The 26248-nt window shown below is 73.9% G+C and carries 30 protein-coding genes, 1 tRNA gene and 1 riboswitch; of the genes, 18 read left to right on the top strand and 13 right to left on the bottom strand.

The annotated features are described in order from the left end of the window. Nucleotides 1-4 precede the first annotated feature (4 nt). Together CMN_RS13370 and CMN_RS13365 are read right to left on the bottom strand one after the other, a co-directional pair. Nucleotides 5-805, bottom strand: coding sequence for a sulfite exporter TauE/SafE family protein (locus tag CMN_RS13370; RefSeq protein ID WP_015491311.1), 801 nt, complete (start codon nt 803-805; stop codon nt 5-7). Between the two features lie 7 nt (nt 806-812). Next, nucleotides 813-1532: an NADPH-dependent F420 reductase gene (locus CMN_RS13365; RefSeq protein ID WP_015491310.1), complete on the bottom strand. Its 720-nt coding sequence runs from the start codon at nt 1530-1532 to the stop codon at nt 813-815. Between the two features lie 188 nt (nt 1533-1720). On the opposite strand from CMN_RS13365, the gene CMN_RS13360 reads away from it, so the two are divergent. Both CMN_RS13360 and CMN_RS13355 read left to right on the top strand, forming a co-directional pair. Further along, complete coding sequence (locus CMN_RS13360) at nt 1721-2422, top strand: GAF and ANTAR domain-containing protein (RefSeq protein WP_015491309.1); 702 nt, start codon at nt 1721-1723, stop codon at nt 2420-2422. 45 nt (nt 2423-2467) lie between these two features. Then, nucleotides 2468-3193: a GAF and ANTAR domain-containing protein gene (locus tag CMN_RS13355; RefSeq protein WP_015491308.1), complete on the top strand. Its 726-nt coding sequence runs from the start codon at nt 2468-2470 to the stop codon at nt 3191-3193. A 50-nt stretch (nt 3194-3243) separates the two neighbouring features. On the opposite strand, the gene CMN_RS13350 is transcribed toward CMN_RS13355, so the two are convergent. Further along, on the bottom strand, nt 3244-3885 hold the full coding sequence (locus CMN_RS13350; protein ID WP_015491307.1) for an HAD family hydrolase: 642 nt from the start codon (nt 3883-3885) through the stop codon (nt 3244-3246). 168 nt (nt 3886-4053) lie between these two features. On the opposite strand from CMN_RS13350, the gene CMN_RS13345 reads away from it, so the two are divergent. From CMN_RS13345 to CMN_RS13335, 3 genes are all read left to right on the top strand, one after another. Next, nucleotides 4054-4635, top strand: a complete 582-nt coding sequence (locus tag CMN_RS13345) for a hypothetical protein (protein ID WP_015491306.1) — start codon at nt 4054-4056, stop codon at nt 4633-4635. Nucleotides 4636-4691: 56 nt separating this feature from the next. Then, nucleotides 4692-4781, top strand: a tRNA-Ser gene (locus CMN_RS13340). 461 nt (nt 4782-5242) lie between these two features. Next, the gene (locus CMN_RS13335) at nt 5243-5758 is read left to right on the top strand and encodes a hypothetical protein (protein ID WP_041465316.1); all 516 of its coding nucleotides are present in this window, start codon (nt 5243-5245) and stop codon (nt 5756-5758) included. Between the two features lie 185 nt (nt 5759-5943). On the opposite strand, the gene CMN_RS13330 is transcribed toward CMN_RS13335, so the two are convergent. Together CMN_RS13330 and CMN_RS13325 are read right to left on the bottom strand one after the other, a co-directional pair. Further along, entirely contained in the window at nt 5944-6564 is a 621-nt protein-coding gene (locus tag CMN_RS13330) for a response regulator (protein ID WP_015491304.1), read from the bottom strand. Next, the gene (locus CMN_RS13325) at nt 6561-7739 is read right to left on the bottom strand and encodes a sensor histidine kinase (protein ID WP_015491303.1); all 1179 of its coding nucleotides are present in this window, start codon (nt 7737-7739) and stop codon (nt 6561-6563) included. Before CMN_RS13325 ends, CMN_RS13330 begins: the two co-directional genes overlap by 4 nt. 149 nt (nt 7740-7888) lie before the next feature. On the opposite strand from CMN_RS13325, the gene CMN_RS13320 reads away from it, so the two are divergent. The 7 genes from CMN_RS13320 (at nt 7889) to CMN_RS13290 (ending at nt 14947) form a co-directional block, all read left to right on the top strand. Next, complete coding sequence (locus CMN_RS13320; RefSeq protein ID WP_015491302.1) at nt 7889-8974, top strand: ABC transporter permease; 1086 nt, start codon at nt 7889-7891, stop codon at nt 8972-8974. Then, entirely contained in the window at nt 8971-9696 is a 726-nt protein-coding gene (locus tag CMN_RS13315; protein ID WP_015491301.1) for an ABC transporter ATP-binding protein, read from the top strand. The genes CMN_RS13320 and CMN_RS13315 overlap by 4 nt, the downstream gene beginning before the upstream one ends. Nucleotides 9697-9897: 201 nt before the next feature. Further along, on the top strand, nt 9898-11043 hold the full coding sequence (locus tag CMN_RS13310) for an AI-2E family transporter (protein WP_015491300.1): 1146 nt from the start codon (nt 9898-9900) through the stop codon (nt 11041-11043). Nucleotides 11044-11101: 58 nt separating this feature from the next. Then, nucleotides 11102-12088, top strand: a complete 987-nt coding sequence (glpX, locus tag CMN_RS13305; protein ID WP_015491299.1) for a class II fructose-bisphosphatase — start codon at nt 11102-11104, stop codon at nt 12086-12088. A gap of 22 nt (nt 12089-12110) precedes the next feature. After that, the gene (locus CMN_RS13300) at nt 12111-13022 is read left to right on the top strand and encodes an alpha/beta hydrolase fold domain-containing protein (protein ID WP_015491298.1); all 912 of its coding nucleotides are present in this window, start codon (nt 12111-12113) and stop codon (nt 13020-13022) included. Nucleotides 13023-13139: 117 nt separating this feature from the next. After that, a complete protein-coding gene (locus tag CMN_RS13295; RefSeq protein ID WP_015491297.1) occupies nt 13140-14498 on the top strand; it encodes an ABC transporter substrate-binding protein in 1359 nt (452 codons plus the stop codon). 51 nt (nt 14499-14549) lie between these two features. Next, nucleotides 14550-14614, top strand: a riboswitch (guanidine-III (ykkC-III) riboswitch). Between the two features lie 9 nt (nt 14615-14623). Further along, nucleotides 14624-14947: a DMT family transporter gene (locus CMN_RS13290; protein ID WP_015491296.1), complete on the top strand. Its 324-nt coding sequence runs from the start codon at nt 14624-14626 to the stop codon at nt 14945-14947. 21 nt (nt 14948-14968) lie between these two features. On the opposite strand, the gene CMN_RS13285 is transcribed toward CMN_RS13290, so the two are convergent. From CMN_RS13285 to CMN_RS13275, 3 genes are all read right to left on the bottom strand, one after another. Then, a complete protein-coding gene (locus tag CMN_RS13285; RefSeq protein WP_015491295.1) occupies nt 14969-15952 on the bottom strand; it encodes a carbohydrate ABC transporter permease in 984 nt (327 codons plus the stop codon). Then, nucleotides 15952-16911 (bottom strand): carbohydrate ABC transporter permease, encoded by a 960-nt coding sequence (locus tag CMN_RS13280; RefSeq protein ID WP_015491294.1) that lies wholly within the window; start codon nt 16909-16911, stop codon nt 15952-15954. The genes CMN_RS13285 and CMN_RS13280 overlap by 1 nt, the downstream gene beginning before the upstream one ends. 149 nt (nt 16912-17060) lie before the next feature. Continuing rightward, on the bottom strand, nt 17061-18173 hold the full coding sequence (locus tag CMN_RS13275) for an ice-binding family protein (RefSeq protein WP_015491293.1): 1113 nt from the start codon (nt 18171-18173) through the stop codon (nt 17061-17063). A 102-nt stretch (nt 18174-18275) separates the two neighbouring features. On the opposite strand from CMN_RS13275, the gene CMN_RS13270 reads away from it, so the two are divergent. Then, entirely contained in the window at nt 18276-18695 is a 420-nt protein-coding gene (locus CMN_RS13270; RefSeq protein WP_015491292.1) for a GNAT family N-acetyltransferase, read from the top strand. Nucleotides 18696-18711: 16 nt separating this feature from the next. On the opposite strand, the gene CMN_RS13265 is transcribed toward CMN_RS13270, so the two are convergent. The 4 genes from CMN_RS13265 to CMN_RS13250 all read right to left on the bottom strand — a co-directional run bounded on the left by CMN_RS13265 (nt 18712) and on the right by CMN_RS13250 (nt 21393). After that, nucleotides 18712-19155 carry a hypothetical protein gene (locus tag CMN_RS13265; RefSeq protein WP_015491291.1) on the bottom strand — a complete coding sequence of 148 codons (444 nt, stop codon included), beginning with the start codon at nt 19153-19155 and terminating at the stop codon, nt 18712-18714. Between the two features lie 3 nt (nt 19156-19158). Then, the gene (locus CMN_RS13260) at nt 19159-20127 is read right to left on the bottom strand and encodes a hypothetical protein (protein ID WP_015491290.1); all 969 of its coding nucleotides are present in this window, start codon (nt 20125-20127) and stop codon (nt 19159-19161) included. 85 nt (nt 20128-20212) lie between these two features. Beyond that, nucleotides 20213-21016 carry a nitroreductase family protein gene (locus tag CMN_RS13255; protein ID WP_015491289.1) on the bottom strand — a complete coding sequence of 268 codons (804 nt, stop codon included), beginning with the start codon at nt 21014-21016 and terminating at the stop codon, nt 20213-20215. Between the two features lie 2 nt (nt 21017-21018). Further along, nucleotides 21019-21393: a hypothetical protein gene (locus CMN_RS13250; protein ID WP_015491288.1), complete on the bottom strand. Its 375-nt coding sequence runs from the start codon at nt 21391-21393 to the stop codon at nt 21019-21021. An 89-nt stretch (nt 21394-21482) separates the two neighbouring features. Here CMN_RS13250 and CMN_RS13245 point away from each other — a divergent pair, with 89 nt between their 5' ends. Then, nucleotides 21483-22112, top strand: coding sequence for a histidine phosphatase family protein (locus tag CMN_RS13245; RefSeq protein WP_015491287.1), 630 nt, complete (start codon nt 21483-21485; stop codon nt 22110-22112). Here CMN_RS13245 and CMN_RS13240 read toward each other — a convergent pair. After that, nucleotides 22109-22477: a hypothetical protein gene (locus tag CMN_RS13240; RefSeq protein WP_015491286.1), complete on the bottom strand. Its 369-nt coding sequence runs from the start codon at nt 22475-22477 to the stop codon at nt 22109-22111. The two genes, CMN_RS13245 and CMN_RS13240, sit on opposite strands and share 4 nt — an antisense overlap. A 269-nt stretch (nt 22478-22746) precedes the next feature. On the opposite strand from CMN_RS13240, the gene CMN_RS13235 reads away from it, so the two are divergent. From CMN_RS13235 to CMN_RS13220, 4 genes are all read left to right on the top strand, one after another. Beyond that, nucleotides 22747-23085, top strand: a complete 339-nt coding sequence (locus CMN_RS13235; protein WP_015491285.1) for an STAS domain-containing protein — start codon at nt 22747-22749, stop codon at nt 23083-23085. Continuing rightward, entirely contained in the window at nt 23078-23500 is a 423-nt protein-coding gene (locus CMN_RS13230; protein WP_015491284.1) for an ATP-binding protein, read from the top strand. The genes CMN_RS13235 and CMN_RS13230 overlap by 8 nt, the downstream gene beginning before the upstream one ends. Next, nucleotides 23500-24828, top strand: a complete 1329-nt coding sequence (locus tag CMN_RS13225; RefSeq protein WP_015491283.1) for a PP2C family protein-serine/threonine phosphatase — start codon at nt 23500-23502, stop codon at nt 24826-24828. The genes CMN_RS13230 and CMN_RS13225 overlap by 1 nt, the downstream gene beginning before the upstream one ends. A gap of 155 nt (nt 24829-24983) precedes the next feature. After that, complete coding sequence (locus tag CMN_RS13220) at nt 24984-26243, top strand: PP2C family protein-serine/threonine phosphatase (RefSeq protein WP_015491282.1); 1260 nt, start codon at nt 24984-24986, stop codon at nt 26241-26243. The last annotated feature ends 5 nt before the right edge of the window (nt 26244-26248 follow it).

The following is a 26248-nucleotide window of genomic DNA, read 5'->3' as shown; positions in this document are numbered from 1 at the left end:
TCGATCACGCGCCCCACTCCGTCACCACGTCCGACCCCACCTTCACGATGAGCACCGCGACCACCACGATGAACGCGACGCGGATGAAGCGGCTGCCGCGGGCGACGGCCATGCGGGATCCCGCGTAGCCGCCGACCATGTTCGCGACGCCCATGCCGAGCGCGAGCGCCCAGAGCACGTGGCCCTGCGGGATGAAGAAGGCGAGCGCGCCGAGGTTCGTCGCGACGTTGACGATCTTCGCCTTGGCGCTCGCGAGCACGAAGTCGTAGCCGAGGGCGGTGATGAGCGCGATGATCAGGAACGTGCCCGTGCCGGGCCCGATGAGCCCGTCGTAGAAGCCGATCACCACGCCGAGCAGCGCCGCGATCCCGTGGTGCTTCCGGCCGGTGTGGCGGAGGGCGGCGACGTCGCCGAGCTGCGGCCGGGCGATCGTGACGACGGCCACGATGATCAGCGCGACCACCACGAGCGGCTTGAACACCGCCGCCGGCAGCAGCGCCGCGAGGCTCGCCCCGCCGTAGCTCCCGGCGAGCGCGACGGCGGCCATGGGCAGCGCTGTGCGGAGGTCCGGGTGCGTGCGCCGGTACCAGGTGACCGCGCTCGTCGACGTGCCGAACAGCGACGCGAGCTTGTTGGTCGCGAGCGCCTCCACCGGCGTGATCCCCGGCACGAGCAGCAGCGCCGGCAGCTGCAGGAGGCCTCCGCCGCCCACGACCGCGTCGATCCAGCCGGCCGCGAGCGCCGCCAGGATCATGAGCAGCGCGACCGTGACGGTGATCTCGCCGAGGGAGCCGCCGATGTCCATGCGCGCGCTACTCGGTGGAGCGGGAGGCGGAGCGCGACGCGTCCGCCGACTCGAGCGCCACCAGGCGGCGGATCTCGTCCGCGTCGACGTTCACGCCGAAGAGCGAGCGGCCCGGCTTGAGCACGCGGCCGGCCGCGAGCGGGCCGATGTCGACGGGGTCGAAGCCGAACGCGTCCACGAGCGCCGCGACCGTAGCGCGGGCGGCGTCGTCGTCGCCCGCGACCGCGATGCCCTTGCGTCCGGGCTCGCCCGCGGGGCGGGGTCCCTCGTCGAGGTCGTGGTACCCCATGTGGTTGAAGGCCTTGACGACCGTCGAGTCCGGGAGGAAGTCCTGCACGAGCTCGCTCGTGGAGGAGGCGGGGTTCGCGAGGTCGTCGCGGTGGCCGTCCACCTCCCACCAGTAGTTCATGGAGTCGACCACGAGCTTCCCGGCGAGCTCCGCCACGGGCACGGAGGGCAGCTTGCCGAGGGGGAGCGCGAGGATCACGACGTCGGCGCGGGCCGCCGCATCCGCCGAGGTGGTGGCGACGGCGCCCGGCGCGAGCACGTCGACGATGAGGGCGATGCGCGACGGATCCCCGGATCCCGAGATGAGCACCGGGTGCCCGGCGGCGATCGCGCGGCGGGCGAGCACGGTGCCGACCTTGCCGGCGCCGAGGATCCCGACGGTGGCCGGCGCCCCCTCGGCGGCGTCGCGGCGGGCGGGGGCGTCGGGGGACTGCGTCATGCCTCCATCATCCTCGCCGAACGGGGCGATGCCGGACGCGGCGTCGCACGCCCGGGCCCGGTCGACGGGCGCGGGGCGACGCTAGGGTGGCCATGCGTCGACGCCCGTCGACACGCGGCTCGCACCCCGATGCGGCCCGTCGGTCCGAGGGAGCGACATGCGCACGATCCCGCTCGGCGCTGATCCCCGTGCCTGACCGCGCCCGCTACTCCGGCGCCGTCCTCGCCCTCGAGCACGCGACGGCGACCGGATCCGACCTGTGCGGCCCCCTCGTCGCGGCGCTCGGCGTGGACGGCGCCGCGGTCTCCACCCTCGGGGAACCGCTCGGCAGCGAGACCGTCTGCGCGTCGGACGAGCGGGCGGCCCGGCTCGACGAGATCCAGCTCGACCTCGGCGAGGGCCCGTGCTGGGAGGCGATCGCCACGCGCCGTCCCGTGCTCGAGCCCGACGTGCAGGGATCCGCCGACACGACCTGGCCGCTCGCCCGCCAGGCCATGCACGCGACGGGCCTCGGCGCCGTCTTCGCCTTCCCGCTCGTCGTCGCGGGGCTCGACCTCGGCGCGGTGGACCTCTACTCCCGCACCGCGCGCGACATCTCCGACCGGGAGATGGCCGACGCCACGACCCTGAGCCGGATCGTCGCGCGCCAGGTCCTCCGCCGCGCCCTCCTGGCCGCCGAGGGCCCGCAGGAGGACACTGGAGCCTGGGGAGGCCGGTACTCGCGCCGCGAGGTGCACCAGGCCACCGGGATGGTGGTCGCGCAGATGGGGATCCCGCCGACCGACGCGCTCCTCGTCCTCCGCGGGCACGCCTTCGCCACCGGCCGCCCCCTGCGCGACGTCGCCGAGGACGTCGTGGGCCGCACGCTCGACTTCAGCCCCGACCGCTGACCCGCACCACCACCACCGCCCGATCGACCCAGAGGAACCACGACGATGCCGGAGACCCGGGAAGCGCTGCTCGTCCACACCTTCGTGACCCTCGCCGACTCGCTCGTGAGCGGATACGACGTGCTCGACCTGCTGCAGACGCTCGTCGACCAGGCGACGCTGCTGTTCGACGCGAGCGCGTCCGGCATCATCATCGGGCCCGACGCCCAGCACCTCGAGGTCGTCGCGTCCACGAGCGAGAAGAGCCGGCTCGTCGGGCTGATGCAGCTCGAGGCCGGCGAGGGCCCGTGCGTCGAGGCCGTGAGCACGGGCCGTGTCGTGTCCGTATCCGACGTGCGCGAGATCGCCGACCGCTGGCCGGCCTTCGCGGCGGAGGCCCAGGGCGCCGGGTACGTGTCGGTGCACGCGATCCCGCTGCGGCTGCGCGGGCAGATCATCGGCTCGCTCAACCTCTTCCGGGAGCACGAGGGCGCGCTCAACGAAGCCGACGCGACGGCCGCGCAGGCGCTCGCCGACGTCGCGACCATCAGCGTGCTCCAGGAGCGGACGATCCGCGACAGCAGCGTCGTGCACGACCAGCTCCGCCACGCGCTCGACAGCCGGGTGCTCATCGAGCAGGCCAAGGGCGTCATCTCGCACACCCTCGGCGTCGACATGGACGAGGCGTTCCGGCTGATCCGCCGCGAGGCCCGCAGCACGAGCACCGCGATGCCGGCGGTCGCGGCGGAGATCGTGGAGGGGCGCGTGACGCTCCGGGCGAGCGCGCGCTAGCGTTCCGCCCGGCGCCCGGCGCCCGGCGCGCGGCGCGCGGCGCGCGGGCGTCAGGCGAGCGTGCCGTCGAGGATCCGGTCGAGCGTGCCGAGCCCCTCCCAGACGTGGGCGTGGATGCCGGCCGCGCGGGCGGCGTCGACGTTCGCCGGCTTGTCGTCCACGAACACGATCCGCTCGGCCGGGCTGCCGAGGCGCTCCACGGCGTGCGGCCAGACGTCGGCGTCGGGCTTGGCCATGCCGATGCGCGCGCTGACCAGCACGACCTCGAACCGGGCGCCCCAGCCCGCGGGATCCTCGAGCACGTCGGCGAGCTCGTGCGGCGCGTTGGAGAGGATGGCGAGCGGGTACCCCGCGGCGACGGCGCGATCCAGGGCGGCGAGCGTCTCGTCGTCCGGCGCTCCCCAGCGGCGCTGCTCGATCGCGACGAGCTCCGCCAGGTCGTCCTCGCCGGGCGCGGGCAGGTCGAGGTCGCGGGCGACGGCCTCCCAGAACTCCCGCGCGCTGCCGCCGCGGTCGTACGGCTCGCGGTGCGCGTCGAACGCGTCGCGGACGCGGGACTCGGCGTCCTCGCCACCGGGGGCATCGGGATCGAGCGCGCGGCTGATCGCCCCAATGTCGTCGGGCCGCGTGATGAGGACCCCGCCGATGTCGAAGAGGAGCCAGGGCAGAGAGGGGTCGCGGTTCTCGGGCACGGGTCTCCTTCGGGGCGAGCGGATGGGATCCCTCGAGCATGCCCGCTCCGGCGGCGGGGCGCCCGCGTCGTCCCCGGCCGTGCGGATCCCGTGAGGGTCGCCGTGCCCGGCGCATGGCTTCCGTCAGGGTCGGCTCCCGTCGAGGTCCGCGGCGGTAGACCTGCTGCCATGACCCTCACCGCGATCCTCCCGTCGCTCCGCCGCAGCATCCCGGATCCGCTCGCCGCCGCCCTCTGGCCGTCGGGCACCGTCGCCACCACGACCGACCTGCGCGTCGGCGACGTGTCCCTCGTCGCGCTCGTCGCGGAGCGCGGCACGCCGTGCACGACCACGGCCGCCGCCGTCGAGCGGGGCAGCGGCGCGCGTGCGTCGCGGACGGCATCGGCCTCGGCGGTCGTGCTGCGGGTCCTCGCCGTCGCCCCCGCGACCGATGTCTCCCCGCGCGCCCTCCTCGTCGACGCGGACGTCGCCGGCCTCGCCTGCGCGTGGGCCGAGGCGCGGCTCATCGGCCGCGCGTCCACCGCCGCGGCCCGCCCCGCGGAGGTCGGCGGCCAGGCCGTGCGGCTCCCCGCCGACCTCGCGGCCGGCGACCTCATCGCGGTGCCCGTGCCGGCCGCGGTCGAGGTGCGGGGGATCCGCGTGGTCGACGCGGCGACGCCGGTGACGCTCCCGCGCGCGGCCCGCATCGCGTCCGTCCCGGTGCGCGTCGAGGCGCCCGTCCGCGTGCGCGCCTTGGCGCCCGCGCGCTGATCCGTCGCCGCCCGCCCCGTGCGGCCGCGGCGCCGCCCTGTACTACACTCGATCCCGGTGGCGTGTCCGAGCGGCCTAAGGAGCACGCCTCGAAAGCGTGTGTGGGGGAGACTCCACCGTGGGTTCAAATCCCACCGCCACCGCCAGATGGATCCGGCACCGCGCCTCGCGCGCAGCCCGGCATCCGCGTGAAGGGCCCCGGGAGACCGGGGCCCTTCGTCGTGCGCTGACCGGTCTGGACTGGTCTCATGCCCGACGCGCGCCACGCTTCTCGTCTGTCAAACAGCAATTCCCTTTTGGGGGGTTCTCGCGACCCTTGTCTGTGGTCGCTGTCGCGTTTACCATTCGTCGACTCGCACTATGCGTGCGAGCGTGATGAAGGACTGGGAGATCCGGGCAAATGGCGCGACCAAAGAAGATGAAAAGTAGCCCGAGTCTCACGACTGCTGTTCCACTCTCAGCGGCTGGGACAGGTAGCGCGGAGGCAAAGCGGCTGTGTTCGAAGGCCTTCTCGGCCGACGAGGTACTTGTCGAGATCGGCAAGTATGAAGCAGCGCCCCCGGCCCATCGAACGCTTCTCTTGTTCACTCTTCAGGAGATCGCGGAAGTGCATGAAAGCAAGCAGGTGGCGGCGTTTCGATCTACGTTGATCACGTTGATATCGGTCCTCGTCGCGATTTCTGCACTTTTGGTACCGCCGGCGCTCGAGATGCTCATTGATCCCGGCGTGAGCTCGGCGAGGATCCTCCAGCTAGAACGCGAAATGGATGCCACGGATCGGCAGCTGACGGAATTTGCGAGGACGGCGCAATTGGAACGACAGGCGAATCCGAAGTTCGCGGTCTCAGAACAGCAGCTGAGGGAGCTCTATGAGTCTGCTTCTGCGGCAGGCAAGGATTACTACTCCGCGATGGGCGACAACATCTGGGCGGACTTGCGGGCGGTCATCGCTCTGGTCGGCGTGGCCGCCTCAGCGGCCATCCTGATCACGTTCTGGCGTCGGCAGAACGAACGTGCAACCGGCGAAGATCGGATGCGCGCGAGAGCGGCGACTTGGCTGAAGGCCCTTCCGCAGGCGATTCCAGCTGGGACGAAAGAGAAGAAGCGCAGATGGTGCTGGTGATGCCATCTGGCTCCGGCAACCGCTCTCACTGCCTCGATGTGCTCCCTTGTGCCAGTGCGCTTCGATGGGGCCGAAACGGCTGACGAAGTAAACGGCCCTGCTCTGGGGTGGCGAATCCACTCGGTGCTTGTACGTGAGTGCACCTCTCCTTGACCGGCGTACGGTAGATCGGCCGAAATTGCGCGTCAGCGCAGCACCCCCAGCTCCCGCGCCGCCGCGACCGCAGCAGTGCGCGAGCTCACGCCGAGCTTCGAGAAGACGTGCACGAGGTGCGACTTCACGGTCGCGTCGGTGATGTGGAGGCGCGCGGCCACGTCGGTGTTCGACGCGCCGTCGGCGACGAGCCGGAGCACCTCGATCTCGCGCGACGACAGGCTCACGCGCGGGGCGCGCATCCGGGCGAGGAGGCGGCTCGCGACCGCGGGCGCCAGCGCGCTCTCGCCGGCGGCGGCCGCGCGCACCGCCGCGAGCAGCTCCGCGGGCGGCGCGTCCTTGAGGAGGTAGCCGCTGGCGCCCGCCTCGACCGCGCTGAGGATGTCGCCGTCGCTGTCGTAGTTGGTGAGGATCAGCACGTACGGCGCCGCCTCGGCCGCCCGGATCTGCCGGGTCGCGTCGGCGCCCGTGCGCTCCTGGCCGAACTGGAGGTCCATCAGCACGAGGTCCGGATCCTCGGACGCGGCGAGCGCGACGGCCTCCTCGGGCGTCGCCGCCTCCCCGATGACGTCGATGTCGGCCGCGGCGTCGAGCACGGCGTGGAGCCCGGCGCGGACGACGGGGTGGTCGTCGGCGATGACGATGCGGATCACGACTGCCCGACCTCCAGGATCGCGGTGATGGTGGTGCCCCGGCCGGGAGCGCTGTCGACGTCGAGCGCGCCGCCGAGCTGCTCCACGCGCTGCGCCATCGCGCGGAGGCCGAACGAGTCGGAGGCGCCGGCGTCCGCGGCCGCCCGGGCCGGGTCGAAGCCCGCGCCGTCGTCGCGCACCGTGAGGGTCGCGTGCGTCGCCGTGACCGCGAGGCCGATCTCCACGACGCTCGCGTCGGCGTGCTGCGCGACGTTGGCCACGGCGCCCTGGGCGATCCGCAGCAGGGCCGTCTGCACGTCCATCGGCAGCGGCTGCTCGAGCGGCGGGACGGCGACGTCGATGCGGAGCCCCTCCCGGCGCCACTGCGCGCTCAGCCGGACGAGCGCCGCGCCGAGCCCCGCGTCGAGCGAAGGCGGTGCGAGCTCCCGGATGAAGCGGCGCGTGTCGGCGAGCCCGTCGGCCGCGGTCGCGCGGGCCAGGCGGATGTGGTCGAGGCCCGGCCGGTCGCCGTCGGCCGCCTCGGCCGCGTGCAGCAGCATCTGGATGCTGCTGAGGCCCTGCGCGACGGTGTCGTGGATCTCCCGTGCGAGCCGCGCGCGCTCCGTCAGCACCCCCTGCTCCCGCTCCGTCGCGGCGAGCAGGTCGCGCGTGGCGATGAGCTCCGCGAGGAGCGCCTCCCGCTCGGCCGACTCCCGCGCGAGCGCCCGGTAGCCGAGGCCGATGAGCAGCGCGACGCCCGCGCCGACGAGCGGGCCGATCACGCCGCCGATGGTGAAGCCGCCGTGCAGCCCGAGCGCCACGACCGCGACGAGCGTCGCGACGACCACGGCGATCGGCCCGGCGGCGCGCGGCAGCGTGTGCAGGTAGAGGAAGAAGAGCGGGAAGACGAGGTAGGCCGCGTCCGGCACGAGCACGAGGAGCGCGATCCACGCCACGGTGAGCGCGGTGATCCACACGGCGCCGACGGCCGCCCGGCGCGACGCGCGCACGAGCCGCACCCGCGCGCCGAGCAGGTAGAGCACGGCGAACGCGGACGTCAGCGCGAGCGCGGGCCCGGTGCGCGGCGAATCCGCGACGAGCACGCGCACCACCACGAGCGCGACGAGCGCCGCGACGAGCACGTGCAGTCCGGTGCGGAGCCCCACGAACACGGGGGAGAGGGTGCTGTGGGCCATGTCCCCTGGAGCGTACGGCGGCGAGCGCGGGAGCGGATCAATCGAAAGTGGGAAGGAGGGAGCAGACCTCTCCCCGATGGATGCGCGGAGCCCGACGGTGAGGCTGATGACGGCGGCGGGGAGGGACCCCGGCGCCGGAAGGATCCATCGTGTTCGTCGCCTGGCGTGATCTCCGATTCGCCCGGGGCAGGTTCGTGCTCATCGGCGCGGTCGTCGCCCTCATCACCCTGCTCGTGGGGTTCCTCGCGGGCCTCACCGGCGGGCTCGCCGCGCAGGACGTGTCGGCCGTGCTCGCTCTCCCCGGCGACCGCCTCGTGCTCGCGCAGCCGGATTCCGGCCAGCCGTCGTTCGCGCAGTCCTCGCTCGACGACGCCACGGTCGCCGCGTGGCGCGGCACCGCGGGCGTCACGGCCGTCACGCCCGTCGGCATCGCGCAGGGTCGGGCGACCGTGTCGGGAGCGGATGCGGATGCGGTCGCCGTCGCCCTGTTCGGGGTCCCGCACGGCGCGCCCGCCTCCACGGTCACGGCCCTGGCTCCCACCGCGGACGACGAGGTCGGCCTGTCGTCGGAGGCGGCGCACGCGCTGCACGCGGCGGTCGGCGACCGGATCACGATCGCGGGCGCCGCCTACGACGTCGCGTCGGTCGGCGGCGACGCCTCCTACAGCCACACCCCCGTCGTCGCGCTGACGCCGGCCGCCTGGGCAGACGCCGACCGGCGGCTCGGCGGCGACGGCGACGCGACCGTGCTCGCCGTCTCCGGATCCCCGGACTGGGCCGCCGCCGCGAGCGCCACCCGCACCTCCGCCTCGCCGGCCCTCGCGAGCCTCGGCGCGCTCGAGACCTTCAAGTCGGAGATCGGATCCCTCGCCCTCATGATCGCGATGCTGTTCGGCGTCTCCGCCCTCGTCGTCGGCGCGTTCTTCACCGTGTGGACCATGCAGCGGGCGGGCGACGTCGCCGTGCTGAAGGCGCTCGGCGCGTCCGACGCGTCGCTGATACGCGACGCGCTCGGACAGGCGCTCGTCGTCCTGGTGCTGGGCATCGGCGTCGGGATGGCCGCGGTCGTCGGCCTCGGATCGCTCGCCGGCGGCGCCCTCCCGTTCCTGCTGAGCCCGCTCACCACCCTCCTCCCGGCGGCCGCCATGGCCGTCCTCGGGCTCGCCGGCGCCGCCGTCGCGCTCCGCACCGTCACCCACGCCGACCCCCTCACCGCACTCGGGAGCAACCGATGATCCACCTCGACGACGTCACCCTCACCTTCCCCGACGGGGACTCCCGCATCACCGCGGTCGACCACGTCTCGCTCACGGCGCCCGCGGGCGTCGTCACCGGGATCACCGGGCCGTCCGGATCCGGCAAGTCCTCGATCCTCGCGGTCGCCGCCACCCTGATCCGGCCCGACTCCGGCCGCGTGCTGATCGGCGACGTCGACGCCGCGACCCTCAGCAGGAAGGAGGCGACGGCGCTGCGCCGGGAAGGCATCGGGATCGTGTTCCAGCAGTCGAACCTCGTGCCGTCGCTCACGGCGCGCGAGCAGCTGCTCGTGATGGCGGAGCTCGGCGGCGGCGGGCGCGGTCGGCGCGCCGCCGTCCGCCGCCGCGCCGACGCCCTGCTCGACGCGGTGGGCCTGATGGCGCACGCCGGCAAGCGCCCCGCGCAGCTCTCCGGCGGGCAGCGGCAGCGCGTCGCCATCGCCCGCGCGCTCGTGAACGACCCGTCCGTGCTCCTCGTCGACGAGCCCACGAGCGCGCTCGACCAGGAGCGCGGCGCCGAGATCATGGACCTCATCGCGCAGCTGACCCACGGCCAGGGCACCGCGACCCTGCTCGTGACCCACGACCTCGTGCACCGCGGGGCGCTCGACCGGCTCGTCACGGTGGTGGACGGGCGGATCGCGGGTGTCGATGATGCCGCCGGCGCGCCGCCGGCGGGGCGGGTCGCGGCGACGCGCTGACCCGCGCGGCGGCCGGGGCGCGCTGACCGGCACGGCGGCTCCCGGCGCCACGCTCGGATCCCGCACAGCGGCGCGGAGGATCCTCATGCGCACGCATGCGGGACATCGCGGGTCGCCGACCCGCGCGCCCCGCCATGATGGGCGCCGGGCACTCCTCCGAGCGAGGGCCCGCCTCCTGCGCATCGAGATCGGAGCACCGCCATGTCCCACGACGTCGAGCCCTCGCCGGGCGCGCCCGACCCCGCCGCGCCCGCCGCCCCGCACGCCGGCCGCGCCGCCGAGCGCGGCGTCACCCCGGGCGTCCTGCTCGCGGCCGAGTGGTCGTGGCGCCTGCTCGTCATCGGCATCGCGGTGGCGGCCGCCGTGTGGATCCTCGTCGCGGTCAAGGAGGTGGTGATCCCGTTCCTCGTCGGCCTCCTCATCTGCGCGCTGCTGGAGCCGCTCGTGGGCGCGCTGAGGAAGCGCCGCTGGCCCGCCTGGCTCGCCATCACGTCGACGCTGCTCGGCACCGCGGTCGTCATCTCCGGGCTCGTGCTCCTGCTCGTCACGCAGATCCGCACGGGCATCCCCACCCTGCAGCGCGAGGCGATGGACCGGTTCGAGTCCGTCCGCGACCTCCTCGCGCAGCCGCCCTTCAACGTGGTGCCGTCCGACTACGACGCGCTGCTCGCGTCCGCGGGCAAGGCCCTCGAGAACAGCCGCGAGGCCCTCCTCACCGGCGCGCTCGACGCGGGGCTGGGCGTCGGCCACCTCGTCACGGGCGCGCTCCTCGCGTTCTTCACCATCGTCATCGTGCTCATCGACGGCCGCGGGATCTGGCGCTTCGTCGTCTCCGTCTTCCCCCGTCGCGCCCGCTCCGCCATCGACGGCGCGGGCCGCGCGGGCTGGGGCACGCTCTCCGCGTTCACGCGCGTGCAGATCTTCGTGGCGGCCGGCAACGCGGTCGGCATCGGCATCGCCGCGTGGCTGCTCGGCCTCCCGCTCGCGATCCCCATCGCGGTGCTCGTGTTCCTCGCCTCGTTCATCCCGGTCGTGGGCGCCATCGTGTCGGGCGCGTTCGCGGTGGTCATCGCGCTCGTGTTCGTGGGCCCGCTCCAGGCCGTGATCATGCTGGCCGCCGTCATCGGCGTGCACCTGCTCGAGTCGCACGTGCTCCAGCCGCTCGTGATGGGCGGGGCCGTGCACGTGCACCCGCTCGCCGTCGTGCTGGCCGTGGCCGCGGGATCCTACGTCGGCGGCGTCGCGGGCGCCCTCTTCGCGGTGCCGTTCGTCGCGACGCTCAACGTGATGGTCCGGTACATCGCGGGCGGCAGCGGGAAGGACCGCACCCCCGCCGTAGGATCGTAGGGACGCACCTGCGGAGTCGACGGAGCCGCCCGCGCACGTCTCTACGGGAGGAACTCACATGACCGAGGAGAACTACTCGAATCCGGATCGCAACCTCGGGATGGAGCTCGTCCGAGCCACCGAGGCCGCCGCCATCCGCTCCGCTCCCTTCATCGGCAAGGGCGACAAGAACGCCGCCGACGGCGCCGCGGTCGACGCGATGCGCAAGTTCCTCGGCACCGTCGCCTTCGACGGCCTCGTCGTCATCGGCGAGGGCGAGAAGGACGAGGCGCCGATGCTCTTCAACGGCGAGCACGTCGGCAACGGCTTCGGCCCCGCGTGCGACATCGCGGTGGATCCCATCGACGGCACGAGCCTCACCGCCGCCGGCCGCATGAACGCCCTCTCCGTCATCGCGGTGAGCGACCGCGGCAGCATGTTCGACCCGTCGGCCGTCTTCTACATGGACAAGCTCGTCACCGGCCCCGAGGGTCGCGGCGTCGTCGACCTCGACCGCCCCATCGGCGACAACATCCGCGCGCTGGCCGATGCGAAGGGCCTCGCGGTCGAGGACATGCAGGTCGCCGTGCTCGACCGGCCCCGGCACGCGGACCTCATCGCGCAGATCCGCGCGGCCGGCGCCTCCACCCGACTCCTGCTCGACGGCGACGTCGCCGGCGGCATCAACGCGGCACGCCCCGACTCGCGCATCGACATGTGCGTCGGCATCGGCGGCACCCCCGAGGGCATCATCACGGCGTGCGCGATCAAGGCGCTCGGCGGCGTGCTCCTCTCGCGCCTCGCGCCCAAGGACGACGCCGAGCGGCAGCGCGCGGTCGACGCGGGCCACGACCTCAACCGGATCCTCGACCAGGACGACCTCGTCACGGGCGACAATGCGTACTTCGTCGCCACGGGCGTCACCGACGGCGCGCTCGTCGCGGGCGTCACCCGGCACCGCGGCATGATCCGCACCTCGAGCATCGTGCTCCGCTCCCATTCGGGCACCATCCGCCGCGTGGAGGCCGACCACCTGGTCTCCAAGTGGTACAGCGACGCCAGCTGAGCCGACCCGTGCCGACCCCGACATGACCCGCACCCGCACCCGCCGCAGCCTGCTGTCCCGCCTCGCCCCGCCCGTGATCGCGGTCGTCGGCGGGCAGGGCGAGTTCGCGTCGCCCGCGCGCACCATGGGCGCCGCCCACCGGCGCGTGGTCCGGCCGGGCGCATTCGCGCCGCCGCCGCTGCTCCGCGGGGTGCGGGTCACCGCCCGGGTGGAGGGCGGCTGGCACGTCTACGAGGTCGCGCCGTCGGGCCCCGCCACCCGCCGCCGCGCCCTGTACGCGCACGGCGGCGGGTGGACCCACGAGATCTCGCCGTTCCACTGGTGGCTGGTCGCCGGCCTCGCGCGCCGCACCGGCACGCGGTTCACGGTGCCCATCTACCCGCTGGTCCCGAGCGGCACGGCGGCCGACGTCGTCGCGCGCACGGCGGACCTCGCGGCCGCGCTCGTCACGGAGGTCGGCGCCGCGAACGTGACGCTGATGGGCGACTCGGCGGGCGGCCAGATCGCGCTGTCGACGGCCATGGCGCTCCGCGACCGCGGCGTGCCGGCGCCGCGCGACGTCGTGCTCCTCTCGCCCGCGCTCGACCTGTCGTTCACGGATGCGCTCATCGCCCGCATCCAGCCGACCGACCCGTGGCTCGCGGTCGACGGCATGCGCGCCGCCGTGGAGTCGTGGCGCGGCGACCTGCCGGTGGAGGATCCGCGGGTGAGCCCGCTGCGCGGATCGCTCGCCGGCCTCGGCCGCATCACGGTGTTCACGGGCACGCACGACATCCTCTTCGCCGATGCGCGCGCCCTCGAGCGGAAGGCGGCCGCGGCGGGGCACCCCGTGCGGATCCACGTGGAGCCGAACCTCCTGCACGTGTACGCGCTCATGCCCATCCCCGAGGGCGCCCGCGCGCGTGACGCGATGGTCGACCTGCTGCTCGCCTGACGCGCGCGGCCGCCCGCGGCCGCCCGCCGCCGCCCCCGGCCGCCCGGATCGCCGCGGGAGAAGCGGCGTACGTTCGAGGAGCGGGCGACGAGGCCCGGTGCTCTCGGAGGGATCCACATGACCAGGACACACAGGACGCTCGCGGTCGTCGCGGCGGCCGCCACGGCCACGCTGCTGGCGGGATGCGGATCCGGCGGCTCCGGCGCGGCCGACGCCACCTTCACGACGGACGCCACGGGGACGCTCAAGGCCTGGGCCTTCGACGGCGCGGACGACGTGGGGAAGGCCCGCCTGCAGCACGCGGCCGACGCGCTCTCCGACGTGACGATCGACCTCGACTCCACCGCGTTCGACGCCCAGAAGTTCACGACCCGCGTCGCGAGCGGTCAGACCCCCGACGTCGTGCAGATGGACCGCCAGTTCGTGGCGACCTACGCGGCGCAGGACCTCATCCTCCCGCTCGACGAGTGCTACTCCGCGAACGACGTGGATCCCGCGGAGCGCTTCTACGAGTCCGTCACGAACGACATCCGCTACGACGACAAGATCTGGGCCGTGCCGCAGTTCTTCCAGCCGCCGGCGATCCTGCTCAACGAGCGCGTGCTCTCCGCGGCCGGCGTCACGGCCGAGCAGTTCGACACCTCGAAGCCCGACCAGCTGCTCGACGCGGTCGGCAAGGTCTACCGGGAGTCCGGCGGGGATCCGGCCGTGCTCGGCCTCGACGCCGTGCCCACCAGCCAGGCCGCGCTCTGGATGCTCGGCTTCGGCGGCCAGCTCGTCGACGCCGAGGGGAAGCCCACGCTCGACGACGACGCGAACCTCCCCGGCCTCGAGTTCCTCAAGCGGCTGTCCGACGCGCAGGGCGGGTACGCCGAGGGGAAGAGCTTCAGCGACGCGTTCGACACCTTCGGCGACGGCAACCAGTTCGTGAAGGACCAGGTGGGCGCGCAGATCGACGCCCAGTGGTACCTCAACGTGGTCGCGCCGTACCGGGACGCCATCGACATCTCGGCCGTGCCCTTCCGCGACAGCGACGGCGAGCCGTTCGCGGTGGCCGGCGGATCCGCGTTCGTGATCCCCGCGGGGGCGGAGAACAAGGACGCCGCGTGCGCGTGGATGCTCGACCTCACCAGCCAGGAGTCGTGGGAGGCCGCGGGCGACGTGCGCGCCGCGACCGTGACCGAGAAGGGCGGCATCAACACCGGCCTCTTCACGGGATCCCCGGCCGCCGACCAGGCCATCCGCGACGCCCACGTGGTGCCGAGCGGCGACGACGGGATCGACCAGGCCATCGCGACGTTCTACGACGTGGTGGCGGAGGGCCGGTCGATCGGCGGGTCGCCGGCGGGGCAGCAGATCCAGGGCGAGCTGCAGAACGCCGTCGCCTCGACGCTCCTCGGCGACAAGACGCCGGAGCAGGCGCTCGCCGACGCGCAGACCGCGGCCATGCGGGCCTACGAGCAGGCGGCGCGCTGATCCGCCGCTGACCTGCACATGCCGTGACCAGGGCGCCCGGGTACCGTGAGGACCGGGCGCCCTTCCGCGCTCCCGGACGAGGGATCAGTACCCGGAACGCGACAGGACTGGCCAGGAGGAGTGCCATGTCGTGGATCGTCCTCATCGTCTCCGGGGTGCTCGAGGCCGTCTGGGCCACCGCCCTCGGGAAGTCCGCCGGGTTCACGAAGCTCGGACCGTCGATCGTCTTCGGCGTCGCCGTGGTGCTGAGCATGGTCGGGCTCGCCTACGCGATGCGCGAGATCAGCACGGGCACCGCGTACGCCGTGTGGGTCGGCATCGGCGCCTCGCTCACCGTCGCCTACGCCATCGTCACGGGATCCGAGCCCGCGAGCATCGTGAAGGTCCTCCTGCTGCTCGGCCTCGTCGGCTGCGTCGTCGGCCTCAAGCTCGTCGACACCGGGAGCTGACCCGCGGCACGGCCCGGCGGATCAGCCCTTCCGCCCCTGCGTCGCGATGCCCTCCACGAAGTAGCGCTGCCCGAACGCGAACAGCAGGAGCATCGGCAGGGTGACGAGGAGCGCCGCGACCATGACGAGCTGGTAGTCGCCCTGGCCGCCGTTCGTGGGGCTGAACGCGGTCATCGCGTAGGAGAGGCCGAGCGGCACCGTGAAGCCCTCGACGCTGCCGGCGTTGAGGTAGATGAGCGACGCCTGCAGGTTGTTCCAGCTGGCCTGGAACTCGAAGATGAAGATGATGACGAACGACGGGATCGACAGCGGCAGCGCGATCCGCCGGAACATCCCGAAGTAGCTGGCGCCGTCGAGCCGCGCCGCCTCGAACAGCTCCCGCGGCAGGCCGAGGAAGAACTGGCGCTGCAGGAAGATGTAGAAGGCCGAGCCGAACAGGTTCATGCCGAACAGCGGGATCCACGTGCCGATGAGCCCGAGGTTCTTCCAGATGAGGAACTGCGGCACCATCGTGACGGCGCCGGGCAGCATCATCGTCGCGAGCACCAGGCCGAAGAGGATCCTCCGCCCCGGGAACCGGAAGTACGCGAAGCCGAACGCCACGAGCGCGCTCGAGATCGACACGAGCGCCGCGGAGAGCAGCGCGATGGCGAGGCTGTTGCCCATCCAGCCGAGGAGCGGCAGCTGCTGCCACACCTCGACGTAGTTCTCGGGCGTGAACGTGCGCGGCCAGAGCGAGTTGTCGAAGACCTCGCCGCGCGGCTTGAGGCTCGCGGCGAGCAGCCACGCGAACGGGTAGAGGAACAGGAGCGCGAAGGCCACGAGCAGCGTCGTGATGAGGGCGCGGCCGATGCGGGAGCGAACGCGGCGGCCGCGGTCGGGGTCGGCGCGGCGGGGGAGCGTATCCCGCGACGGCAGCGGCGTGAGGGCTGCGGCGAGGCGCGGGTCGCCGGTGGCGGCGGCGGGCGTCGCCGCCGCATCGGGCGTGCGGTCGGTGACGGCCATCAGCGGTCCCCCTCGTAGTAGACGAACCGGTTGCTCAGCTTCACCTGGATCAGCGTGATGACCAGCACGATCACGAACAGCAGCCAGGCCATCGCGGCCGCGAAGCCGAAGTCGAACGAGCGGAACGCCTGCTGGAACAGGTAGACGCCGTAGAACAGCGACGAGTCGGGGGAAGCGTTCGTCTGGTCCCGCCAGAACAGCAGGTAGGCCTGATCGAAGACCTGCAGCGCGGCGATGGTGAGCACGACGACGTTGAAGAAGATGGCGCCGGAGATCATGGGCACGGTGATGGCGAAGAACTGCCGCACGGGACCGGCGCCGTCGAGGGCGGAGACCTCGTAGAGCTCGCGCGGCACGTCCTTGAGGGCGGCGAGGAAAATCACCATGGTGCCGCTCACGCCCCACAGCGTCATGAGGACGATCGACGGCTTCACCCAGGCGGGGTCGATGAGCCACTGCGGTCCGTCGATGCCGATCGCCTCGAGCCCCTTGTTGACCGCGCCCGTGTTGCCGTTGAGCAGCAGCAGGAAGACGCTCGCGGTGGCGACCGTCGGGGTCATCTTGGGCAGGTAGTAGAGGGTGCGGAAGATGCCGGCGCCGCGGCCGAGGCGCGCGAGGAGGATCGCGAGCAGGAGCGCCAGGCAGACCTCGAACGGCACCGCGAGGACGCAGAAGAAGAGCGTGTTGCCGAGGCTCAGGGCGACGCGCGGATCGGAGAACAGGCGCTCGTAGTTCGCCGTGCCGACCGGGGTCGCGATGTCGGTGGCGAGGTTGTAGTCGCTGAACGACACCACGAGGCTGTAGACCATCGCGCCGAGAGTGAAGACGAGGAAGCCGATGATCCACGGGCTGATGAAGAGGTAGCCGACGACGGCCTCGCGGCGGGCCATGCGGGAGCGGCGGGGACGGGGCGGCCGGTCGGCGGGGGCTCGTCGCGCGGGGCGGCTCGTCGTCGTCATGGGGGTCCTCGTCGACTGGTGGATCGGAGCGTCGTCGCTCCTGCTGCCGACCCTAGCCCGGCTCCTCCTCCGCGTCCGGGCCGTGCGCATGACGGACGCCCGCCCCCGCGAGGCGGGGACGGGCGTCCGGTGGTGCGGTGGTGCGGCGGCTAGTGCCGGCGGCGGCGCGCGCGGACCGCGATCACCGCGACGACGCCGGCCGTGAGGGCCGCGGCGCCGAGCCCGAGCTCGAGGGCGAGGCGCGCCCCGTCGCCACCGGTGCGGGGGAGGTGGCCGGACGGGGGCGGCACGTCGCCGGGCGGGGTGGTGGACGTCGGCACGCCGGGGGTGGGCGTGGGCGACGGCGTGGGGGTGGATCCGCCGGTCGAGCCGCCCGTGCCGCCCCCCGTGCCGCCGCCGGCGGATCCGCCGCCCGGGGTGGGCGACGGAGCCGGCGTGGGCGAGGGCGCCGGCGTCGGGGTGACCACGGGCGTGCTGCCTGAGCCGATGGGCGAGGTGGTGGTGCCGCAGGTGGAGGCGACGAACGCGTCGTCGTCGAGGGTGACGGCGCCGTTGCGGGCGAGCGCGCGGCCGTCGACCGTGGCGCCCGTGCCGACGGAGATGGAGGTGAGCGCGAGGATCGTGCCGGCGAAGCCCGAGTTCGTGCCGAGGGTGGCGGAGCTCGACACCTGCCAGAAGACGTTGCAGGCCTGGGCGCCGTTGACGAGCGACACCCGGCTGCTCGAGCCCGTGGTGAGCGTCGACGGGGCCTGGATGACGAAGACGGCAGACGGGTCGCCCTGCGCGTCGAGCGTGACGGTGCCGGTGTTGGCGAGCGGGCCGCCCGCCGTGTAGACGCCGGGCGTGAGGGTGGATCCGACGAGGTCGGCGGGCACGGCGGCCGTGGTGGGGCGACCGGCAGCGTCGTCGTACGCGGTGGTGAGGTCGGACTGCGCCTGGCCCGCCGCGGCGTCGGCCGCGTGCGTGGCGCCGCCGACGACGCCCGGCGGGAAGCCCGAGATAGCCGCGTTCGGGCTGGTGCCGAGATCCGCCGCCAGCGTGCTGGGGCCGGTGTTGGTGACGCCCTGGCCGGCGAGCACCGAGTAGGACGCGGCCGTGCCGAGGCCGACGGTGGCCGTGGCGGCGAACGCGCTGGCCGGGGCGAGGAGGGCGGCGCCGAGGCCGCCCGCGGCGATGGCGGCGACGGCCAGGGAAGCGACGGCGAGGGATCCGGATCGGCTCCGACGGGAGGAAGACGTGCCGGCATGGCGCGACTGGTGCATGGACGGCTCTCGTCGGAAGGGTTGGCGGGCGGAACCGCAACCGTATCGAGAGACGGCGATCCGCCGTGCGCTGATTCCACAGGCCGGTACGGTGTCGGGGTGATGACCATCGTCGACGAGGTCCCCGCCCGCGACGAGCTGCTCGACCTCTACGGATCCGTCGGCTGGACCGTCTACACGCGCGACCCCGAGCGGCTCGAGCGGGCGCTCGCCGGATCCGACCTCGTGGCCATCGCGCGCGACGCCGACGGCCGGCTCCTCGGCCTCGTCCGCACCGTGGGCGACGGGGCGACGATCTGCTACGTCCAGGACCTCCTCGTCCGGCCCGACCGGCAGCGCGGGGGCGTCGGCCGCGCCCTCCTCGAGCACGTGCGCGCGAGCCAGGCGCCGGGCGTCCTCCTCGTGCTCACCACCGACGCGGGCGGCACCGAGGACGGCGACCGCTCGCACCCCTTCTACCGCGCGCTCGGCTTCGCCCCGCACGCGGAGCAGGGGCTCGCTGCGTTCTCGCTGCGGGTGTAAGGGGGCGTCGCCCGGGTCAGCGGAGCTGCGTGCGAGCGCGCTGCGGGTGCTCGATGAGGCGGATCGTGTCCGGGATGTCGAGGCACCCCGGGAAGTTGAGGTGCGTGAAGCGGCCGTCGGGGTCGTAGGAGGCGGTGGGGGCCTCGATGCGCGAGCCGCGGACGGCCGCGACGAGGGCCTCGGCGCGTTCGGGTGTGATGGTCGTGGTGGGGCCGATCGCGAGCACGACGCGGAAGCGCCCGCCGCCCGCGAGGTCGAGGTGGAGGGTCACGGGGTAGTGGAGGGGGCGCCTACGGGGCTTGTCGTAGCGCGACGGAGGCGTCTCGACCGCCAGCTCGACGAGCGCTCCCACCAGGTCGGTGAAGGGGCGCTCCCTCCCGCGCAGGCGGAGGACGCCGCCGATCAGCAGCCGCTGCCGGTACGTGGGCGGCGGGATCCGCACCCAGCCGTCGTCGGCCACGCGTCAGTGCCCGTCGGTGGGGCGGGCGGGCTCGCGCGGCTCGGCGTCCTCGGCGGATGCGTCGCGCTCGGCCTCTGCCCGGGCCGCGTCGACGGCGGCGCGCTGCTCGGCCGCGCGGCGCGAGTCGCGGCGCGTGACGAGGATCACGCCGATGCCGCCGGCGAGGAAGAAGACGGCGAGCGCGATCACCGGGATCTCCGTGCGCCCGAACACCGCCGCCGGGTTCCGCACCGCGACCACCGCGAAGAAGGCGCCCATGGCCGTGACGATGCCAGCGATGACGTACTGGGTCCGCATCGAGACGGGGTTCCGGCTGGGTGTGCCCGCGGGGCGGACGTTCCGCCCGCCCGATCCCTGCCCGCGCTGCCCGCGCGCGGCCGTCGGCTCCGCGACCCCGCTGCCGTCGACGAGCGCCGTGGTGTCCTCGAGCGTGAGGTGCCCGGGGAACTCGACGTGCGCGAACCTGCCGTGCGGGTCGTCCTTCGAGCGGGGCGGCGCGATGCGGGATCCGGCGACGAGGGCCAGGAGCGCGTCGCGCTGCGCGTCGTCGACGCGCACGCCCGCGCGCGTGGAGACGACGACGGTGCAGCTGCCGTCGCCGGTCGTCGTGAGGCGGAGGATCAGGGTGTCGTCGCCCGGGCCGCCCGCCAGCTCGATGCGCGCGCCGGTGATCTCGGAGAAGCCCCACTCCTTCCGGCCGATGCGGAGGAGCTGACGCGCGACGTCGATCGCCGGCGGCGTGGTGCGCTTGGCGACGACGAGGTACGCGATGCCGACGACGGCGACGATCAGCAGGATCGGCAGGCCGACCCGGATGAGCGGCGACGGTCCGATCGCGATGTCGACGAGTCGGCTCACGGCGCCGACGGGCGACCAGAGCAGGACCCCGGCGAACGCGAGCGAGGCCGCGGTGAGGAGCCATCGCTGCCGCATGCTCGGGGACGGGATGCGCACCCACGCGCCGCTGGCCATGCTCCGACCCTACGGGCGCGGATCCGCGTCGCCGGCCCGATCGCGCGCGCCAGCGCCCCCAGAACGCGGCGCGCAGGCCGCGCGATCAGCTCGTCGCGGGCTCGTCCCACCCCTCCTGCGGGGTGTCGCACGTCCCGCGGAACACGTACTGCGACGGGCGCTTGCGCTCGCGGCTCGACCAGTCGATCGCGGGGCGGCGCGCCTCCGGCGGCAGGTAGCCGAGGCGGTACACGGCCATGAGCTCGAGCTCCGGCGGCACGCGCAGCAGCTCCTCGACCCGGGTCCACTGCTCCCGGATCTCCATCGGGAACGAGATGAACTGGATCCCCATGCCGATGGCGCCCGTGGTCAGCCACACGTTCTCCATCGCGGCGCCCATGGAGAACGTGGAGTAGAAGGACGCGAGCGACTCGGGGCGCTCCTCGGCGCGGTCGAGCATCACGCCGATGAGCAGCGGGCTGCCCGCGACGAGCTTGCGGTTCTCGCGGCCGAGCGTCTGCGGGACCCGCAGCGAGTTCATGAGCCGCTGGCCCCGCTTCGTGAACGCCTGCTTCGTGAAGGGGCGCAGCGGCGCGGGCAGCTTGTCGAACAGCATGCCGTCGCCGCGCCGGTCCATCTCCTCCTGCGTGAAGCGGAAGTGGTGCTTGTAGCGCTCGAAGAAGGTGCCGTTCGACATCGTCTCGGTCATGCTCTCGCCGCTGATGTCGGCGATCCGCTCGATGGTGTCCCGCTCCTCCACGAGCACGAACCGCCACGGCTGGCTGTTGAGCTGCGAGGGCGCGCGGCCGGCCACCTCCATGAGGAGGCGCTGGTGCTCCTCCGTCACGGGATCCGGCAGGAAGGCGCCGTTGGTGGTCCTCCGGGCGCGCAGGACGTCGAGGAACTCCACGGTCAACTCCAGGTGGCGAGGATGCCCCGGGCGAACCAGGGGGCGGCGGTCAGGGCGACGGCGGGGTGCCGGCGGGTGCGGGTGCCGACGCGGGGGAGCGCGGCGAGCGGGATCACGGCGGGCGCGAGCGCGCGGGCGGCGCGGAGCGCGGCGGGGCGGGCGGCGCCTCCCGACCAGAGCGGCGACGCGAGCGCGACCGCGGTGAGCGCGCTCGTCAGCACGTACGCGCGGTGGTGGAGGCGGAGCTCGGGGCGCGGCGGCAGGATCCGCGTGGCCGCGGCGATCCCGATGGCGCAGTTCACGAGGTAGGCGGCGCTCGCCGCGGCGAAGGCGGCGCGGACCACGGGTGTCGCGGCGCGGGTCCGGCTCTCGGTCATCCCCTTCGACGCTAGTCCGGCGACGCACGGGTCGGTCGGGCCGCGGCGGGAGCGCGTCGCCGCCGACGGGATCCGGGTTGGATGGACCCATGCAGACACCCCCGGCGGCACCCGCGCGCCTGCTCCTCACCCGGCACGCGCAGACGCCCTGGAACCGGGAGTACCGCTACAACTCGCGCACCGACGTGGACGTCGGCGACGACGCCGCCGAGCAGCTCGCGCCCCTCGCGGCGCGGCTGCGCGGGGAGGGCGTGGAGCGGATCCTCGTGAGCACGCTCGCGCGCGCCCGTAGCACCGCGCGCATCCTGCAGGAGCAGGGCGTCGCGCCGGGCGTCGTGCCCGAGCCGCGCGCGGAGCTGGTGGAGCTCGGCTTCGGCGGCTTCGAGGGGATCACGCGCGACGAGCTGCGCGGGACCGTGCACGGCGCGGCGTTCGCGGCCTGGCTCACGGGCGACGACGGCGAGCCCGCGGCGCCCGGCGGCGGCGAGACCTGGGCGGCGGCGGCGGTGCGGGCGCGGGCGGTCCTCGACGACGTGGCGGCGGATCCGCGCACCACCCTCGTGGTCGCGCACGGCTACCTGCTGCGCGTGCTCTACCTCTCGGCGCTCGGCCGGTCGCCCGCGCTCACGCGGTCGCTGGTGTGGGCCAACGGGCAGCTCATCGAGCTGGAGCGCGACGGATCCGGGTGGCGCGAGCGCGGTGCGGGAGCGGCCGGCTAGCCCTCGTCGCCCGCGGGATCCGCGCTCTCCGCCGGGTAGCGGAGCTCGAACACGACCTCGTCGATCACGCCCGTCCAGACCATGTCGTCGCCGCGGCGCGCGAGCGGGCCGTCGGTGAGGTCGATGGCGTCGGCGAGGCCGAGCCCCGCGATCCACGACTCGATGACCTCGCGCCGCACCTCGGGCGCGTACGCGTCGGCGTCACCCGAGAAGTGCACGCCCTCCCACGGGCTCCCGAGCTGCCAGGCCAGCGGCGGCAGACCGCGGATGGCGCCCTCGGCGTTCCAGGCCAGGCCGATGGAGGTCTCGATCGCCAGCCGCGTGATGCGGCGCTCGGCGGGGAGGTGCTCGGGTGCGGTCGACACGGTCTCTCCTCGTGCGGCCGGTGCGGCCGTGCTCGTGCGGGGGGTCAGCCGCACCGTAACGGGGAGCAGACGACCTCGCCAGTCGGATGCGCCGCGCGGACATGCGACGGGACGCCGGATGGCCCATCATATTTCCTCGCGCGATGGATGAGAGGATGATCGCGGCGGAGGCAGGGGATCCGGGCGGGGGACCGCGCGGGACCGGCACCGCCCGTCGGCCGCATCGGGGGATGACGGCACAGATGCACCGCACCATCCGAGGGGGAGACATGGCGCTCACGACCGCCACCGCACGACGCGAGGACGACGTCACCGTCGTCACCGCAGCAGGGATGCTCAACATGGCCGCGGCCCCCGAGCTCCGGCAGGCGATCCACGACGCGTTGGATCCCTCGCCCGCGCGCATCGTCGTCGACCTGGCGGGCGTCGACTTCATCGACTCCTCCGGCCTCGGCGCCCTCATCGCGGGCCTCCGCGCCGCGCGCGACGCCGGCGGCGACCTCCGCATCTCGGCGCCGGGCCCGCAGGTCGCGATGGTGCTGCAGCTCTCCAACCTCGACCGGGTGCTGATCTCCACCCCGACGGCCGAGGCGGCCTACCGTGACTGAGACCACCCGCAGCCTCACCCTCCAGTCCCCGCCCGACGACGTCGACGCCGTCCACGAGTTCGTCGCCGGCCTCTGGGACGACCGCCCCGACGTGGGCGCGCTCGACCGCATGGCCTTCGAGACCGCGCTCATCGAGCTGGCCTCCAACGTGATCGAGCACGCCGACGACGGCCACGGCGTCACGTGCGTGGTGAGCGTCACGGTCGACGACGGCGTGATGAGCGCGCGGCTGCGCGACGGATCCGAGCCGGGGGACTTCCGCCTCACCAGGCGCGAGATGCCGGGCGCCGACGCCGAGTCGGGCCGCGGCCTCGCGATGGTGCAGATGCTCTGCGACGAGCTGACCTACGAGCGGGTCGGCGGCGAGAACGTGTGGAGCGTGCGCCGGATCCGGATCGAGCCCGAGGCGTCCTGATGGTCTCGCCCGCGCGCGCCCCCCGGCTCGCCGCGCTCTCGCTGCCCGCGTGGGTCGGCCGCGCGGCCTGGATCCCCGAGTCCGCCGCCCGGTCGGGATCCGCCGGCACGTCCGGCCCCACCCCCGCGCTCAAGCAGCTGCCGATGCTGGTGCTCTTCGCGCTCGCGGTGCTCACCAGCCTGGCCGTGCCCACGCTCGGGATCACGGCGCCGCGCGCGCTCCTCGTGTCCTGCGCGATCCTCGTGGTCGGCACCCTGCTCGCCGTCGTCGTCACCCTGCGCTACGACCTCGCGCGCTTCGCCGTCGTCGTGCCCGCCCTCGACTTCCTCGCCGTCGGCCTGCTGCGGATCGGGACGGGCGAGAGCGCGTCCGTGTTCGGATCCCTGGTGATCCTCCCGGTCGTCTGGTTCAGCCTGAACCCGAGCCGCTGGAACGTGCTCGTCGCGTTCGTCGGCACCTACGTGTCGCTCGGCCTGCCGCTCCTCCTCCGGCTCGGCGGGCAGAACGCGAACGAGCTGTGGCGCGGGTTCTTCAGCGCCCTCGCCTTCGCCGTCGCGGCGCTCGTGGTCAACGAGCTGTCGCGCCGCACGCGGGTCAGCCTCGAGGAGTCGCGCGCCCGGGAGCGGCTGAGCGAGGAGGAGCTGACCCGGGCGTCGATCGTGCAGCGGGCGCTCCTGCCGAAGACGAGCGCGCCGCTCGCCGGCTACCAGGTCGCGGGCGCGTGCCTGCCGTCCAAGGCCGTGGGCGGCGACTTCTTCGACTGGTACCCGGTGAAGGAGGGCCTCGCGTTCACGCTCGGCGACGTGATGGGCAAGGGCGTGGGCGCGGGGATCATCGCGGCCACCGCGCGCGCCGTCGTGCGCAGCGCCAAGAACGTGCCGGATCCCGTCGCCGCCATCGAGCGCACCGCCGACTGCTTCACCGCGGAGATGAGCGCGGCGGCCTCCTTCGCCACCGTGTTCCACGCCCGGGTGCGCGCCGAGGACAACACCGTCCTCTACGCCGACGCGGGCCACGGCCTGTCCGCGCTCGTGCGCGCGGACGGCACGCACGTGCGGCTGGAGTCCACGGACCTGCCCGTCGGCGTGCCGGGGGCGGCCGGCTGGCGGTCGCACGAGGTCGCGCTCGGCCCCGGCGACCTCATCGTCACGTTCAGCGACGGCGTGCTCGACCTCTACGACGGCACCCTCCGCGCGGTCGACCAGGTGGCCGAGCTCGCGCGCGCGTCCGCGTCGGCGGACGAGCTGGTGCGGCGGATCACGGCGCTCGCCGCCGGGCAGGCGAACCCGGACGACGTGACCGTGGTGGTGCTGCGCCGCGAGGCATGACGGTCGCCTCGGGCGGGGAAATGACCCCCTCCTGATCGGGGAGGGCTCCGAAGAACCCGGCATACACTCGACGAAGGCGCCGCGATCCGGGGGGATCGTGCGGCGGGCGGATCTCCGTCCGGCGCGATCGGCGCCCGATCCACCAGGGGGAGCTCATGTCCATGCCGCACACCGTCGCGCGCTCGGGCGGCTCGGATCCCGCGGGTCGCGCCAGCCGCGACGCCTCCTCCGTGCACGGCGCCGACGAGGAGGCGCGCCTCCGGGCCGTGCAGGACCTGCGGCTCGTCGGATCCACCGCGGAGGAGCGCTTCGACCGCGTGACCCGCGTCGCGCGCGAGGTCTTCGGCGTGCCCGTGGCCGAGATCAACCTGGTGGGCGACGCCGAGCAGTTCACGAAGTCGCCGCAGCCCGCGGGCGTCTCGCTGCTGTCGGACCGCACGCAGTCGTTCTGCGACGTCGCCATCCAGAGCACGGAGATCCTCGTGGTGCCGGACGCGACCGCGGACGCGCGCTTCGCCGAGCGCACCACGGTCACCGGACCCCGCCACATCCGCTTCTACGCCGGCCGCCCGCTCCTCTCCGGCGGCCAGACCGTCGGCACGCTCTGCCTCGTCGACACCGAGCCGCGCGACCTCGCGCCCGCGCAGGAGAAGCTGCTCGACGAGATGGGCGCGTGGGTCGAGCGCGAGCTCCGCGACAGCCGGGACGAGGAGATCGCGGGCGACGTCCAGCGCCGGCTGCTGCCCGTCGACCGGCCGCTCTGGCCCGACTTCGACCTCGCCGGCATCAGCCGCCCGGCCCGCGGCGTGGGCGGCGACTTCTACTCCTGGGGCGAGGACCCCGACGGGCTGCACGTGACCATCGCCGACGTGATGGGCAAGGGCGCGGGCGCGGCGATCCTCGCGTCGGCCGTGCGCTCGGGCTTCCAGGCGCACCGGGGGCCGGACGCCGCGCGCACCGTGACCGCGGTGCAGGCGCAGCTCCAGGCCGACCTCGACGCGACCGAGACGTTCGCGACGTTCCTGCACTGCCGCGTCGACGGATCCACCGGCCGCCTCTCCTACGCCGACGGCGGCCACGGCCTCACGGTGCTGATCCGCGCGGACGGCTCCCACGAGATGCTGCCGGCGCTCGGCCTGCCGCTGGGCGTCGTGCCGGGTGCCGAGTGGTCGGCGGGATCCGCCGCGCTGCGGCCCGGCGACCGGCTCCTCGCCTTCACCGACGGCGCGCTCGACCTCTTCGACGGATCCCTCGACTCGGTCGCGCCGCTCGTCGACCTGGTGCGCACCGCGACGGACGCCGCCGAGACGGTCGGCCGCATCGCGGACGCGGCGGCCGCGGCTGCCGCGCGCGGCACGGTCGGCGACGACGTGTCGGCGGTGTGCGTCCGCTACGCGGGCGGCGCCGCGTCCTGACCAGA

Source organism: Clavibacter nebraskensis NCPPB 2581 (assembly GCF_000355695.1).
Lineage (GTDB): Bacteria > Actinomycetota > Actinomycetes > Actinomycetales > Microbacteriaceae > Clavibacter > Clavibacter nebraskensis.
Note: the sequence above shows the minus strand (reverse complement) of the source record. Positions and strands in the feature narration are given on the sequence as shown.